We start from the raw sequence: 14,686 nt of genomic DNA, 5'->3' as shown, positions 1-14,686 counted from the left end.
CATCGTCATGAGCCGCCTCACCCTGCTCTCGTGGCCACCACCGGCGGCACCGCCGCGGCGCGCAGTGCCGGGCCGAGCACGGCGACCTGGCCGATCAGCCACAGCGCGACCGCACCGACCGGGAAGTAGATCGCGGGCAGGCGCGGCAGCTCGTAGTGCTGCATCAGGAACAGGTTGATGCCGTAGGCCAGCACCATGCCGAGGCCGATGCCGATAGTGGCGAGCAGGAAGTTCTCGGTCTGGAAGTAGTGCAGCACATCGCTGCGGGTCGCCCCCAGCGCACGACGCACGCCGATCGTGCGTCGACGCTGTGCCACCCAGAAGCTGGCCAGCCCGACGATGCCCAGGGCGGTCACCACCAGCAGCGCCGCGATCACCCCGACCAGGATGCCTGCCATGGCTCGATCGTCGCGGAAGAAGTGACGACGCACCTCGTCGAAGCTGCGCTGGGTCGTGACGATGCGCTGGGGGTCGGCCTTCCTCAGGGCGGCCAGCGCCGCCGCCAGCACACCGGACCGATCCTGCGGCCGGGTGCGGATCACGTAGCTCATGCCCCGGTCCGCTCCCATGCGCAACGGGATCACCATGGTGTACTGCGCCGTGTCCGCATCGTAGGCATTGGGACGCACCAGGCTGGCCATGACACCGACCACCCGCAACCCCACCGTCGGCGTCAGGTAGATCAGGCGACCGAGCGGGTTCTGTCCGGGCCAGAGGCGTTCGGCCAGGCCGCGGGTGATCAGCGTGACATGCGGCAGGCTCTTGGTGTCGCCGGTCTTCAGCCCTTTCAGCGCGGTGTCCACGTCGACGAAATCGTCGTCCTGCAGGTCGCGCCCGGCGACCAGTTGCACGCCCATCGTCGGCACCAGGTTCTGGCCGAAATAGGTGGTCGCGTTGAGCGTGCGCTGGGGCTGGTTCGGGTCGAGCAGCACGTTGCCATTGGAGGACGACCCACCGAACGGCACCTGGTTGGAGAACGCCACCGACTGCACGCCCGGCACCTGGCGCAGCAGCGCCAGATCCTCCTGCACGCGCGCATAGGGGTTGCCGGACTTGACCACGTCGGCCACCTGGATCTGCAGCAGCTCGTGCTCCGCGACGCCGCTGGGCATGTCCATGCGCTGCAGCCGCTGGCCGATCAGGAATACCGCGTTGCAGACGATCGCGCAGGTCAGCGCGATCTGCATGACCAGCAGGCCGGCCGTGAGCTTGTGGCGCCGCAGCGTGGAGAGAATCGGAAGAATGTCCATGGTCGCCTCAGTGGCTCTTCAGCTGGAGGGCGGGTGCGACCTGGCAGGCACGCCAGGCCGGCAACAGGCCGGCCAGCAGCGTGGCGCCCAGGGCCAGCACGAACGTCGTGAGCAGCATGCTGGGGTCCAGGTGCGCCAGCGACGCGTAGTCCGAGGATCGTTGGCGCACCAGCCAAAGACCGCCGAGGGCCAGCACCGCGCCTCCGACGCCGCCGACCAGTCCGACCACGCCGGCTTCCACCAGCAGCTGCGCGAGCAGCGAGCGGCGCGAGGCACCGAGCGCCCGACGCACCCCCAGTTCGCCGGCCCGGCGCATGAACTTGGCGAGCATCAGGCCCACCGTGTTGACCAGGCACACCGCGAGGAAGCCGAACGCCAGCCAGGTCTGCAGGCGCACGTCGTCCGGCACCACGCCGTTGTAGTCCAGCCACTGCATCAGGCTGCGCAGGCGCACGTTCGGCGGTCGCTGGAAGCGGCCCAGCGCCTTCTGCTCCTGCGAGTAGTGGACGAGGAACTGGCGGTACGCCTCGACCTTCGCAGGCGAATCGAGCTGCACCCAGAACTGCAACCAGACACAGGTGTCCGCCGGCAGCAGCGTATCGGTGCCACCGCCGCCATTGCCCCAGCAGTCGTTCGAGCCGTCGCGGCTCAGGTGCAGGTCGATCATCGTCTGCAGCGGCAGGAACACCTGCTCGCCGGCAGCATAGGAGCCCGTATTGAGATCGTAGAAGTGCGGATTGGGCTGCCAGTGATCGAGCACGCCGACAATCTGGAACGCGGTGCCGGAAATGCGCAGGGTTCGCCCCACGCTGTTGGCCCCGCCGAACAGCTTCTCGTCGAGATCGCGACTGATCACCACCTGGCGCGCCTTGGCCTCGTCGTCCGCCGCGCTCCAGGCATGCCCGAAGCGGAACGGCGTGCCGAACATCGCGAAGAAGTCCGCCGTGGTGTAGCGCGCGTCCACGTAGAAAGGGTCCAGCGCCGACTGCTCCGGCTGGATCGGTACCTCGCCGCCCTTCATCAGGGCCTGGCGATCGGCGCGCGCGGCCCGCAGCAGGTTCATGCCGTCGATCAGGGTCAACTGCGACGGCGGCTCCTTGCTCGGCGACATCCCGCGCAGGTCCTGCGGATCGATCTGCGGGTAGTAGATCTCCCCGCTGCGCCCCGGCAACGGATCGCCGGACAGCACATGCAGCACGGTCAGCGTAGTGATGCTTGCGCCGATCCCCAGCGCGATCGCCAGCACCATCAGTGCGGTGAGCGCCTTGTTGCGCTTGAGGCTGCGCCATGCCAGGTCGAGGTAGTACTGGAACATGGGGTTACTCCGCGCTCATCGTCGAATTTCCCGTAGGAGCCCGCTTGCGGGCGATGCTCTTGGCTTCGATGCGAAACCAGAGCAAGGGCATCGCCCGCAAGCGGGCTCCTACAGACAGGCTCGTCATCGGGACTGTCATGCCGACCTCGTCGCCACCACCGGCGGCACCGCGGCGGCGCGCAGCGCCGGGCCGAGCACCGAGGCCTGACCGATCAGCCACAGCGCGATGGCGCCGGCGGGCAGGTAGAACCAGGGCATGCGGGCCATCTCGTAGCGGTGCATCAGGTACACGTTGATGCCGAAGGCGAGCGCCATGCCCAGTGCCACGCCGCCGGTGCTGAGCAGGAAGTTCTCGGTCTGGAAGTACTGCAGGATGTGGGCGCGGCTGGCACCGACGGCCCGCCGGATGCCGATCTGCCGGCGTCGCTGGTTCACCCAGAAGCTGGTCAGGCCGACGATGCCGAACGCGGTGACCGCCAGCATCACCACGCACACCAGCACCAGCATCCAGGCCATCGAGCTCATGTCGGCGAAGTAGCCGCGGCGTATTTCCGCATAGCTGCGGCCATGGGCCACGCCGCCGGGATTGAGGTCGGCGAGCTTCTGCTCGGCTTCGCGCACCAGCCGGTCGCGGTCGCGCGGCGCACCGCGCACCACGTAGTGGGACAGTGCGCCCTTGGAGCCGGCCGCACTCATCGGGAAGAACGCCGCGTCGTAGTTGGCCGGGGAGTTCACGTCGCCGATGTACGGCCGCAGCACGTCCGCCACCACGCCGACCACCGTGTAGTAGTGCGGCATGGAATACATCGTCTTGCCCACCGCCGGCTGGCCCGGCCACATCTTCTCCGCCAGGCTGCGGGTCACCAGCACCACGTGGGTTTCCGGCAGCGGCGACTTGTCGAAGTGGCTGTCGGCATAGTCGCCGTCGTTGAAGAATCGCCCTCCCCGCAGCTGCAGGCCGAGCGCCGCATCGCCACCGCTGCCGAGGAAGTACATCGACACGTTGCGGCTGTCTCGGTTGGTCAGCGCATCCTCGGGCTTGGTGCTGAAACCCCAGCCCCAGTTGTTCTGGCTCAGCGGCAGGGTGCTCACCACGGCGGCGGCCTGCACGCCCGGGAGGCCGCGCAGGGCCGCCAGATTGCGCGGGATGTCGCTGCCGGCGAGCTCGGGGTCGGTGCCGTTGAGCGTGACCTCAGCGATGCCGGCCTCGTCGATGGCGTTGGGCAGGTGGATCGAGGCCACACGCTGACTGATCATGAACACGGCATTGCACAGCACCGCGCAGGCCAGCGCGATCTCCAGCACAATCAGCATGGCCGGGATGCGATGCCGGCGGAGGCTGGCGAGAATCGGTCGGATGTCCATGGTCGGCCTCACATCGCCTTGAGCTGGGGAGCGGGCGCCAGCAGGCAGGCGCGCCAGGCCGGCAGCAGGCCGGCGATCAGGCTGGCCACCAGTGCCACCACGAACGTGAATGCGAACATCGCCGGGTCCAGGTGTGCCAGGTGCGCGTACTGCGCCGGCTGGTGGCGGATGCCGAACAGGCCCAGCTCCGCAAACGCCAGGCCCAGCGCGCCCCCGGCCAGACCGACGATGGAGGCCTCCACCATGAACTGCACGAAGATCTCGCGCCGCGTGGCGCCGAGCGCGCGCCGCACGCCGATTTCCTGGGACCGCCGCAGGCACTTGGCCAGCAGCAGGCCGACGGTGTTCACCACGCAGATCAGCAGGAAGCCGAAGGCGAGATAGACCTGCAGGCGCACGTCGTCCGGCACCACGTGCTGGTCGCGCAACCAGCCCATCAGGTCGAGCAGGGAGGTTTCGGTGCGCTGGAAGCGGCCGAGAGCGACCTGCTCCTTCACATAGCCATCGAGGAAGCGGCGGTAGCCAGCCACGGCGGAGGGGTCGCCCAGTTCCACCCACAGGCCGAGCCATTCGCAAGGGGCCGTTTCCAGATGGGTGAAATCGTCGACGGCCTGATAGCACTCGGTGTCCTGCGGCCCCATCTTCAGTGCACGCGCAGCTTTGAGCGGCAGGAATACCGCGTCGCCGTCGCCGTAGTGGTCGCCACCCAGTCCCAGCGTGTAGAAGCGAGGCTGCGGCGCCCACGGCTTGAGCACGCCGACCACCCGGAAGTCGTGGTCGTTCAGGCGCACCATCCGCCCCACGCTGTCGGCGCCGTCGAACAGCTTGTCGTTGAGGAAGCTGGCGATCACCACCACCTGCGAGCCACCCTCGTCGTCCGCGGTGCTCCAGCCGCTGCCGTACTGGAATCCGGCATCGAACATCGTGAAGAAGTCGGCGGTGGTCATCACGCCATCGCTGAAGAACGGATGCGCATGGGCCTGCGGCGGCATGATCTTGGCCTGGGTCAGCGCCATCACCGCCTGTCGCGTTGCCCGGTGGGCGTGCAGCAGGTTCATCGCATCGACGTAGGTCATCGTCCTCGGCAGCCGGCCGCTCGAGTCGACCGCGCTGTTCTTCGGGCTGGGATCGAGCTGCGGATAGAACAAGCGCGCGCTCTTCTGCGGCAGCGGGTCGCCCGAGAGCAGCCGCAGCACGGTGAGCGTGGTGATCGACGCACCGATGCCAAGCGCCAGCGCCAGCACCATCAGCGCGGTGAGCACCCGGTTGCGCCGGAGACTGCGTATGGCCAGATCGAGGTAGTAGACCAACATCCCATTGCCCCTTGAGAAATCGCCCAGGCGTTGCCGCCGCCAGACTCACACCGAACGCGTCGCCTCAACCGGCGGCACGCGCGAAGCCTTCAGCGCGGGGGCAAGCACGGCCCCCTGCCCCAGTACCAACAGCAGCAGCACGCCGACAATCAGGTAGGCCATCGGCATCGGTTGCGAGGCGAAGCGCAGCATCAGCCAGAGGTTCATGCCGAAGGCCAGCAGCAGCCCCAGCAGCACGCCGCCGCCGGTGATCAGCAGGTTTTCGGTAAGGAAGTAGCTCAGGATGTCGCGCTGACGGGCACCGAGCGCCCGGCGCACGCCAATCTGCTTGCGCCGCTGCCCCACCCAGAAACTGGTCAGGCCGACGATGCCGGCGGCGGTGATCGCCAGCAGCACCACGCTGATCACGCCCATCAGGATGACCATGCCACGGTCGCTGTTGTAGACGCGGTGGCGGATCTCGGCGTAACTCTGGATGCCGTCCTTCGGATCGATGATGCGCATGCGGCTTTGTGCGAACAGCGCCTTGGGTGCCTCGCGCATCGCGGCAGCAAGCTGCCCGGGTCTGGCACGCACGATGTAATAGATGCCCTTCGAGTCATCCGCCCGCAGCGGCCAGATCAGCGCCTGCCCGGCGTAACTGTTGCTCCACGAATCCACGCCCTGCCGATGCAGCGGGTCGACGATGCCGATGATGGTGCTGGGCGTGGTGCCCATCGCATAGAAGCTCTTGCCCAGCGCATGGCCATCGGGGAACAACCGCTCGGCCAGCGCCTTGCTCACGATCGCAGTCGACGGGGTGATCGCCTGCTGCGTGCCCATCGCCAATATCTCGTCGGGGCGGAAGTTACGCCCCGCAACGAGATTCAGGCCCAGCGTGTCGATGAAATGCTCGTCGCCGCTGTATACCGCCGCATCCGTGGTCGGCTTGACCTGGTCGGGCGTCATGGTGATGAAATTGTCCCAGCCACCGCCCCGCAGCGGATAACCGCTGGCAGGCGTGGTATCGAGCACGCTGGGCAATTGCCGCAGCGCGATCAGATCGGCGCGCACCTGCGCATCGATCTGCTCTGTCGAGCGGTTCACGTCGGCCCAATAGTTGGCGATGACGAACACGTCCGCCTCGTCCACGCCGCTGGCCTGGGACAAATTGGCCAGTCGCTGGTGGATGATGAAAAACGCGTTGCACACGATGGCGAGCGTCAGCGCGATCTGCAGCGCGATCAGCAAGGTACCTGCCTTGTGCCGGCGCAGCGCGATGAGGATGGGCCTGATCTGGATATCCATGGCTTTGTCCTCAGCTCGATTTCAGTTGCCAGGCCGGCTGCACGTGCGCCGCGCGCCACGCCGGGTAGAACGCGGCCATCACGGTTGCCACGACGGCGACGGCAAACGTGAGCGCCACCAGCGACGGATCGAGCCGGGCCAGCTTCGCGATCTCCGGCCGGAACAACACGCCCACGCCCCCGACGCCCACCGCGGTGAGCAGCAGACCCACCAGGCCACCGGCCAGGCCCACCGTGCCGGCCTCGATCAGGTATTGCGCATAGATCTCGCCGCGCGTCGCCCCCAAGGCGCGGCGCACGCCGATCTCGCCGGCGCGCCGCATGAATTTCGCCAGCAACAGGCCGATGGTGTTGACCAGGCAGATCACGAAAAAGCCCAGCGCCACCGCCAGCGAAATGCGACTCTCCGGCGGCACCACCTGTTCGTGGTCCATCCACTGCATCACGTCTCGCAAGCGCACGTTCGGCGCCCAGTTGAAGCGGCCGGCATGCTGCTGCTCGGCGGCATAGTTGGTGAGGAACCGGCGATAGCCGGCGACCTCGGCGGAACTGCCCAGTTCCACCCACGGAGTGATCCACACGCAGTTGCTCTGCAGGTACTCCTGCCAGGTGGTGAAGCTGAGCGAGCCGCGGCAGCTGTTGCGACCACCGGTGCGCATCTGCAGGTCCAGGGCGCGGTTGAACACCATGTAGATGTCCGGCTCGTCGGCAAAGCCGCTGGTGCTGAACAGGTCGTAGAAGCGCGGACGCGGGTTCCAGTGGCTGGCCACGCCCACGATGCGGTAATCATGGCCGCCAAGGTTGAGCGTCTGCCCCACGCTGTCGGCTCCGCCGAACAGTTTCTGGTCGAGCTCGTCACTGATCACGACATCGGCGGTGCGCGCAGCGTCATCCTGCTCGCTCCAGCCGCTGCCGTACCGGAACGGCACCTCGAACATGGCGAAGAAATCGCTGGTGACCGCGTAACCGCTGGCGTTCAGAGGCAGGTCGCGATTGCCCTGCGGGATGACCGAGAGTTGCACGGGATACAGCAGTGTCTTGCGCTTCGCCTCGTGCGAACGCATCAGCGCCATGGCGTCGACATAACCGAGCGCTTCCGCCGGCTCGCCACCCCTCAGGTTCTGCTGCGGCCCCCAGGCATCGATCTGCGGCGTGAACAGCCGCGTCGACTTGTCCGGAATCGGGTTGCCCGACACCGCGCGAAACACCGAGTAGGTGGTCATCGACGCGGCTACGCCGACGCCGATCGCCATCACCATCAGCGCGGTGAGCGCCGGGTTGCGGCGCAGGCTCCGCAGGCCGAGCTGGAAGTAGTAGGCAAACATCGGTGCTCCAGGTTCCCGTTCCGTCGCGCCCGGCCTAGACCGACCGCGTCGCCACCACCGGCGGCACGTTGGAGGCGCGCCGCGCCGGCACGAACACCGCGCCCTGGCCCAGTGCCATCACCACCACGATGCCGGCCAGCACGTAGAGCACCGGCAGACGGTCCATCTCGAAATGCTTCATGAGCAGCATGTTCAGACCGATGGCCAGCCCCAGCCCGATCAGCGCGCCGGCGCCGGAGATCAGCAGGTTCTCCATCTGGAAGTAGTGCAGGATGTCGATCTTGCGTGCGCCCAGCGCGCGGCGCACGCCGATCTGCCGATGCCGCTGGCCGACCCAGAAGCTGGTCAGGCCGACGATGCCAGCGGCGGTCACGCCCAGCAGGATCAGGCAGACCACGCCCATCAGAATCGCCATGCCGACGTCGGAGCGGTAGGCCTCCTGGCGGATCTGCGCGAACGACTTGACGCTGTCGTCGTCGAGCACGCGCATGCGGCTCACCCCGTACAGCACGTCGGGCACCGCGTGCATCACCGCCTGCAGCCGCCCCGGCCTGGTGCGGATCGCGTAGCGCGAGAAGTTGGCGTTCAGGCGGAACGGCTCGATCGTCGCGTTCCAGAGGAAACCGTTGACCCAGCTGCCCGTGGACGGAGCCTGCAGGCGCTCCACCTCGCCGATGATGGTGCTGGGAGAGCTGCCGCCGTCCAGGTAGATCGCCTTGCCCAGCGCGTCGCCCTTCGGATACAGCTTGTCGGCCAGCGCCTTGGTCACGATGATCACCGCCGGCGTGCCGCTGTCGCGGAAGCCGCGGTTGCGCACGTCGGCCGCGGTGAAGCCGCGCCCGGCCACCAGCTTCAGGCCCAGCGTCTTGAGCAGGTGCTCGTCGCCGAAGTAGTAGACGCTGCGCGCGTTGCCCGCGCGCAGGTCGCTGCCGGGCTTGAGCGCCACTGAGCCGGTCCACGACGAGTTGAGCAGCGGCAGCGAGTTGATCGGCACTACCGATTCCACATCCGGCATCGCGCGCAGTGCGGCGAGGTCGGCCTGCAGCAGGCTGTCGAGCTTCTCCACGTCTCCGGGCTGGTCGCCGCTGGGTGCGCCGACCCAGCTCTGGGTGACCAGCATCAGGTTGTCTTCCACCAGGCCGGTGGGCCGGTTCACGCGCTCGATGCGCTGACCGATGATGAACACCGCGTTGCAGACAATGGCCAGGGTCAGTGCGATCTGCAGGGCGATCAGCACCACGCCCGCCTTGTGCCGGCGCAGGGCCGCGATCATGGGATGGAGCTTCATGGCGTGATCCTCAGTTCGACTTCAGCTGCCAGGCGGGCTGCACGCGCGAGGCCCGGAAGGTGGGATAGAGACCGGCAAGCATCGTGGCGACCACGGCCACGAGCAGGGTGATGGCCAGCAGCGAGACATCCAGCCGCGCCAGCGAGGCGATGTCCTTGGGCATCACCCAGCCCACGCTGGCCACGCCGACACCGGTCAGCAGCAGTCCCAGCACGCCGCCGGCCAGGCCGACGATCGCGGCCTCGGTGAGGAACTGCGCGTAGATCGCGCTGCGCTGCGCGCCCAGGGCGCGGCGCACGCCGATCTCGCTGCTGCGACGCAGGAACTTGGCCAGCAGCAGGCCGGCGGTGTTGACCAGGCAGACCACCAGCAGCCCCAGGGCGACCAGCAGCGAGACCTTGGTGTCGCTGGGCACCACATGCTCGGCGTCAAGCCAGGCCGGCACGTCGCGCAGGCGATTGTTGGGGGCCCAGCCGAAGCGCCCGGCCTTCTGCTGGTCCCGCGCATAGCCGTCGAGGTACTCGCGATAGGCCTGCACCGCCGCGGCATCGTCCAGCTGCACCATGTAGGCCATCCACACGCAGCTGGAATGCTGCAGGCCGACGAAGCCGGACTCCTTCGGCACTTCGTTGCAGTTGGTGTTGCCGTTGTTCGGCATACCCACGTCGATGGCGCGGTTGAACGGCAGGAACACGTCCTCGGCGCCGTCGGTGAAGCCGCCGGTATTGACGACGTCGAAGAAGCGCGGCTGCGGGTTCCAGTGGTCGGTCACGCCGACCACGCGGTAGTCCTTGCCTTCGATGTCCAGCGTGCGGCCGACGCTGTTTTCGCCACCGAACAGCTTGTCGTTGAGCTTGCTGCTGATCACCACCACGGCGGAGCGCTGGGTGTCATCGTCCGCGGTCCAGCCGGCGCCGTACTTGAACGGCACGTCGACCATCGGGAAGAACTCGCTGAACACCGCATGCCCGCTGACGTTGATCGGATGCTTGCTGGCATCGGCCGGGACCACCGACGGCGAGATCTGGTACATCGCCGACTGGTACCTGGCACGGTGCGCGCGCATCAGCGCCATGGCATCGGTGTAGTCCATCGCGTCCGGTGGTTCGCCGTTCGGGTCGCGCGCCTTCGGGCCCCACATGTCGATCTGCGGCACGAACAGCTTCGACGACTTCCACGGGATCGGATCACCCGACACCGCGCGGAATACGGAATAGGTGGTCATCGACGCGGCGACGCCGAAGCCGATCGCCAGCACCATCAGCAGGGTCAGGCCGCGGCTGCGCTTGAGGCTTCGCAACGCCAGTTCGAAATAGTAGGCAAACATGAGCCGATCCTCGGGGTGACTTGCACGACCGGGGGCGCGCGGCATCGCTGCCGCGGACCTTCCCCCTGCATGACGCGGCGGCCGTGGCCGCCGCAGACGCTCAGCTGCGTCCCTGCCCCTGGCGGGCCTCGACGACGTGCGCGTGGAAACGCGGGTCTTCGGCGAGGTCGACCACCTGGCCGTCGATGATGTGCACGTTGCGCTGGGCGCGTGCGGCCAGCTCCGGATCGTGCGTCACCATCACGATGGTGGCGCCCTCGCGGTGGATCTCCTCCAGCAGCTCCATCACGCCGCGGGCCATCTGCGTGTCCAGGTTGCCGGTCGGTTCGTCCGCCAGCAGCAGCCGCGGCGAACCGGCGAGCGCGCGGGCGATCGCCACACGCTGCTGCTGACCGCCCGACAGCTCCGCCGGATAGTGCTTGGCACGGGAGGCCAGACCGACGCGCTCCAGCGCGCCCATGATCCGCTCCTTGCGCTCGGGCGCCTTCATGCCGCGGTAGCGCAGCGGCACCTCGACGTTGTCGAACACGTTGAGGTCGGGAATCAGGTTGAACGCCTGGAAGATGAAGCCGATCTTCTCGTTGCGGATCTTCGAGCGCGCGTTGTCGTCGAGCTGGCTCACCTCGATGCCATCCAGGTGGTATTGGCCACCGGTGAACGTCTCCAGCAGGCCGGCGATGGTGAGGAAGGTGGTCTTGCCCGAACCGGACGGGCCGGTCACGGCGACGAACTCGCCCTCCTTCACGTCGATGTTGAAGTCGCGCAGCGCGTAGGTCTCCACCACTTCGGTGCGGTAGACCTTGGACAGGTGGGTCATCTTGAGCATGGCTTTTCCTTACTCGGTGGTGGTCTGGAGTGTGGTGGCGGGGAACGGGGAATGGAGAGTCGGGAATACCGCGTGGATCGATGTGGGGAGAACACCTCGCGGTTCCGTCATCCGGCAGTCACGGCAAACTGCGGTGGCGGATCTGATTTCCAGACTCTCCATTCCCCGTTCCCCGCGCGCCCTCAACTGCTGATGGCGACGCGCTGGGCGCCCTTGAAGCTGTCGGTACCGGAGATCACGATCTTGTCGCCTTCCTTCAGGCCGTCGAGGATCTCCACCTTGTCGATGCTGCTGGCGCCCACGCGGATCGGCGTCTTCACCGCGATACCGTCGCGCACCACGTAGGCATAGTTGCCGCCGGACTCATCGACGAACGAGCCGCGCTGCACGGTCAACACGTTGTCGCGCTTGTCCAGCAGCACGCGTACCGACAGGCGCTGGCTCTGGCGCAGCTGCTTGGGCGTGGCGCCGTCGAAGGCCAGCCGCGCGGCGACCTCGCCATTGACCACTTCCGGCGAGATGGCGCTGACCTTGCCGTGCCAGGTCTGGCCGTTGCCGGTGATTTCGCCGGGCATGCCGATGCCCAGGTCGCGGGCGAAGCTCTCCGGCACCTGCATCTCCACCTGCAGCGCGGTCAGGTCGATCACGCTGAGCAGTTGCGCGTCCTTGGCCACGGTGGCGCGCTCGGCGATGAACAGCTGGCCGACCTGGCCGTCCACCGGCGACTTCACGTTGAGGTCGTCGACCTGGCGCTGCAGGTCCTGCACCAGCAGGCTCTGCCGCTCATAGGCGAGCTTCTTCGATTCGATGTTGAAGTTCAGGCTGTCGTTGTCCAGGCCGAGGTTGGCCTTGGCATGGCGCTCGGCGATCTGGGCCTTCTCCAGCGTGTCGTGGGCGGTATCGACATCGGTCTTGGACACGGCGCCCTTGGCGTAGGCGGCCTCGTTGCGTTCGACCGTGCGCTTGGCCGCCTGGGCGTCGATCTGCGCATTGTCGTAGGCCTGTTGCAGCGCCGCGCGCTGCTTTTTCGCATCGATCTGGGCGCGCTTGTAGTCGACCTCCATCGCATCGGCGTTGGACTGCTCCTGCGCCAGCTTGTTGGTCAGCTCCGGGCTCACGATGGTCGCCAGTACCTGGCCCTTCTTCACCGTGTCGCCGGCATGCACCTTCAGCGTCACCGCACCACCCGAGGTGGCGTAGAGCGTGGGGCTGTTCGCCGCCACCACCTTGCCCTCGGCGGCGATGTCGCGCACGAACGGGCCACGGGTCACCGTGGCGAAGGCCAGGCGCGAGGCGCTGACCGAGGCGTCGGCGGAGAACATCCGCATCACCCCGGGCATCGCCAGCGCCAGCACGCCGACCACGGCGACGCCCACACCGATCAGCAGCATCCGGCGCTTGCGGTTGGATTTGACCTCGACCAGGCGGTCTTGGGCGGAGGTGTCACGGATCATCGCTCGGTCCCCAACGGCTGCGGACAGGTGCAGCCACGTAGACCTTTGAGCAATGGCCGTGCCAACGCCGGATATCGCCTAAAAATGCCTCGATAACAACGATATACAGGAACCCCAGCCGTTGCCGGACGGTGTCCGCGGACACCCGGACGGACAACCGGACAAGAGCCCGGACACGGCGGTCAGGCGACCAGCGCCACGCCCTCGGTGCGTACCAGCTCGCGCACCGTCCGCCAACTCAGCACGCAGTCCGGCAGCGCCGTGCTGGTGCACACCAGCGACCATGACCCGATCGACGCCACCTCGAAGCGCAGACGACGCCCGCGGTGTGGCCGCCAGCGCGGCCGCGCCGCGGGTGCCGCGGTCGCGTCGGCATGGGCCAGCAAGGCGTCCCAGGCGAGATAGTCGGTATCCGGCAGCAGGTACAGGCGACATCGCGGCACGCCTGCGCCATCGTGCACGGTGATCCATTCGCGTGGTCCGTCGATCGTGACGGCACAGGCATGAGCGAGCAGCCCGGGATGCGCCAGCACCAGCCCGTCCGGGCTACCCGGGTCGATGTCCGACGCTCCTTCGGACCGGCCGGCGGCCGGTCCCGTCCAGGCGCAGAACACCGGTCCGAGGGCGGCCAGGTCGCGGGCGAAGCGCCGCGGATCGGCGGAGAGCCAGCAGGGCGGTGTTTCGACGGGGTTTGCGGCGACCAGGAAACGCGCACTCGGCAACGGCATGACCATGCCTCCATTGCGGTGGGGCCTGGCTGACCGTGCGGGACGGTGCTGGCGGTGGGCCGGGTGGGGAGAAAGGCGCGGCGACAGCAGCCAGCGCCCCGGGAATCACTTGGTGAGGATCAGCTTGTCGTTGCGGGTCAGGCGCAGGTGGTACTCGCCTCCCTGATGGCGGATCACCAGCTCGCGGGCGCCCCGCAGCAGGGCGTCGCTGCTCACGCTGGGAACCTCTCGCGCAGCCCGCGGCAGGCTCAGGCTGCCGACGGGCCGGGCCGTCGCCTCGGCCGGAGTCATGTGCAGGGGTCGATTCATCACGGCTTTCTCCACAAGGGGTTACGGCCAAGATGATAAACGTTCTCATTTACAAGTCAACGCGCCACCCCGGTCCTTCGGCCAGGCCCCCGTGCGGCCCAAGCGGCGATGATCCGGTGCAGCGCGTCGAGCCCGTCGAACAGCGCGGCCGGTCCCGGCTGCAGGATGATCGGCGACTTCACCTCGTGCAGTTCGCCGTCGCGGACCGCGGGAATCTCGGCCCAGCCCGGCCGCGCCGCGACCTTCTCCGGCCGGAAGCGCTTGCCGCACCAGGAGCCCAGGATGATCTCGGGTGCCCGCGCGATCACCGGCGCACCGTCGGCGAGGATGCGCTGCTTCGCCAGCGGCTCGCGCGCCAGTTCGGGAAAAATGTCGTCGCCACCGGCGATGTTGATCAGCTCGGCGACCCAGCGGATGCCGGTGATCAGCGGTTCGTCCCATTCCTCGAAATACACCCTGGGCCGGCGCGGCAGCGCGGCAGCGGCCTCGCGCACGGCGGCGATGTGCGCCTCGGCGCGTTGCGCGTAGGCCTCGGCCCGGTCGCCCGCACCGACCATCGCGCCGAGCCGGCGGATGTAGGCGACGATGCCGTCGACGCTGCGATGGTTGGAGATCCACACCTCCACGCCCGCCTTGATCAGCTCGCGCGCGATATCCGCCTGGATGTCGGAGAAGCCGATCGCCAGATCGGGCTTGAGCGCGAGGATCTCGCCGATCTTCGCGCTGGTGAACGCCGACACCTTGGGTTTTTCCCTGCGCGCGCGCGGCGGGCGCACGGTGAACCCGGAGATGCCGACGATGCGATGCTCCTCGCCCAGCGCGTAGAGCACTTCGGTCGGTTCTTCGGTGAGGCAGACGATGCGCTGCGGGAAGGCGTCGGTCATGGTGGGCGATCACTGG

The 14,686-nt window shown here is 67.7% G+C and carries 13 protein-coding genes; all 13 read right to left on the bottom strand.

The features are described from left to right. Positions 1 to 17 precede the first annotated feature (17 nt). A complete protein-coding gene (locus tag ATSB10_RS18225; RefSeq protein ID WP_063674130.1) occupies positions 18 to 1,250 on the bottom strand; it encodes an ABC transporter permease in 1,233 nt (410 codons plus the stop codon). A gap of 7 nt (positions 1,251 to 1,257) precedes the next feature. After that, on the bottom strand, positions 1,258 to 2,565 hold the full coding sequence (locus tag ATSB10_RS18220) for an ABC transporter permease (RefSeq protein WP_063674129.1): 1,308 nt from the start codon (positions 2,563 to 2,565) through the stop codon (positions 1,258 to 1,260). Positions 2,566 to 2,700: 135 nt separating this feature from the next. After that, positions 2,701 to 3,930, bottom strand: a complete 1,230-nt coding sequence (locus tag ATSB10_RS18215) for an ABC transporter permease (protein ID WP_063674128.1) — start codon at positions 3,928 to 3,930, stop codon at positions 2,701 to 2,703. 8 nt (positions 3,931 to 3,938) lie between these two features. After that, entirely contained in the window at positions 3,939 to 5,243 is a 1,305-nt protein-coding gene (locus tag ATSB10_RS18210) for an ABC transporter permease (protein ID WP_063674127.1), read from the bottom strand. A 45-nt stretch (positions 5,244 to 5,288) separates the two neighbouring features. Beyond that, on the bottom strand, positions 5,289 to 6,530 hold the full coding sequence (locus tag ATSB10_RS18205; protein WP_063674126.1) for an ABC transporter permease: 1,242 nt from the start codon (positions 6,528 to 6,530) through the stop codon (positions 5,289 to 5,291). A gap of 10 nt (positions 6,531 to 6,540) precedes the next feature. Next, positions 6,541 to 7,854, bottom strand: a complete 1,314-nt coding sequence (locus ATSB10_RS18200; RefSeq protein WP_063674125.1) for an ABC transporter permease — start codon at positions 7,852 to 7,854, stop codon at positions 6,541 to 6,543. A gap of 34 nt (positions 7,855 to 7,888) precedes the next feature. Continuing rightward, positions 7,889 to 9,142 (bottom strand): ABC transporter permease, encoded by a 1,254-nt coding sequence (locus tag ATSB10_RS18195; protein ID WP_063674124.1) that lies wholly within the window; start codon positions 9,140 to 9,142, stop codon positions 7,889 to 7,891. A gap of 10 nt (positions 9,143 to 9,152) precedes the next feature. Continuing rightward, complete coding sequence (locus ATSB10_RS18190; RefSeq protein ID WP_063674123.1) at positions 9,153 to 10,469, bottom strand: ABC transporter permease; 1,317 nt, start codon at positions 10,467 to 10,469, stop codon at positions 9,153 to 9,155. A 100-nt stretch (positions 10,470 to 10,569) separates the two neighbouring features. Next, complete coding sequence (locus ATSB10_RS18185; protein ID WP_017464040.1) at positions 10,570 to 11,295, bottom strand: ABC transporter ATP-binding protein; 726 nt, start codon at positions 11,293 to 11,295, stop codon at positions 10,570 to 10,572. Between the two features lie 182 nt (positions 11,296 to 11,477). Beyond that, positions 11,478 to 12,749, bottom strand: a complete 1,272-nt coding sequence (locus tag ATSB10_RS18180; protein WP_063674122.1) for an efflux RND transporter periplasmic adaptor subunit — start codon at positions 12,747 to 12,749, stop codon at positions 11,478 to 11,480. 182 nt (positions 12,750 to 12,931) lie between these two features. Continuing rightward, positions 12,932 to 13,477 carry a ChuX/HutX family heme-like substrate-binding protein gene (locus ATSB10_RS18175; protein ID WP_063674121.1) on the bottom strand — a complete coding sequence of 182 codons (546 nt, stop codon included), beginning with the start codon at positions 13,475 to 13,477 and terminating at the stop codon, positions 12,932 to 12,934. Positions 13,478 to 13,582: 105 nt separating this feature from the next. Next, positions 13,583 to 13,786, bottom strand: a complete 204-nt coding sequence (gene hemP / locus ATSB10_RS18170) for a hemin uptake protein HemP (protein WP_083966290.1) — start codon at positions 13,784 to 13,786, stop codon at positions 13,583 to 13,585. A 56-nt stretch (positions 13,787 to 13,842) separates the two neighbouring features. After that, positions 13,843 to 14,670 carry an ABC transporter substrate-binding protein gene (locus ATSB10_RS18165; RefSeq protein ID WP_063674120.1) on the bottom strand — a complete coding sequence of 276 codons (828 nt, stop codon included), beginning with the start codon at positions 14,668 to 14,670 and terminating at the stop codon, positions 13,843 to 13,845. Between the last annotated feature and the right edge of the window lie 16 nt (positions 14,671 to 14,686).

The sequence above is a fragment of the Dyella thiooxydans genome (assembly GCF_001641285.1).
Taxonomy (GTDB): Bacteria; Pseudomonadota; Gammaproteobacteria; order Xanthomonadales; family Rhodanobacteraceae; genus Dyella_A; species Dyella_A thiooxydans.
The sequence above is the reverse complement of the archived record's forward strand: the minus strand, read 5'-3'. Positions and strand labels throughout refer to the sequence as shown.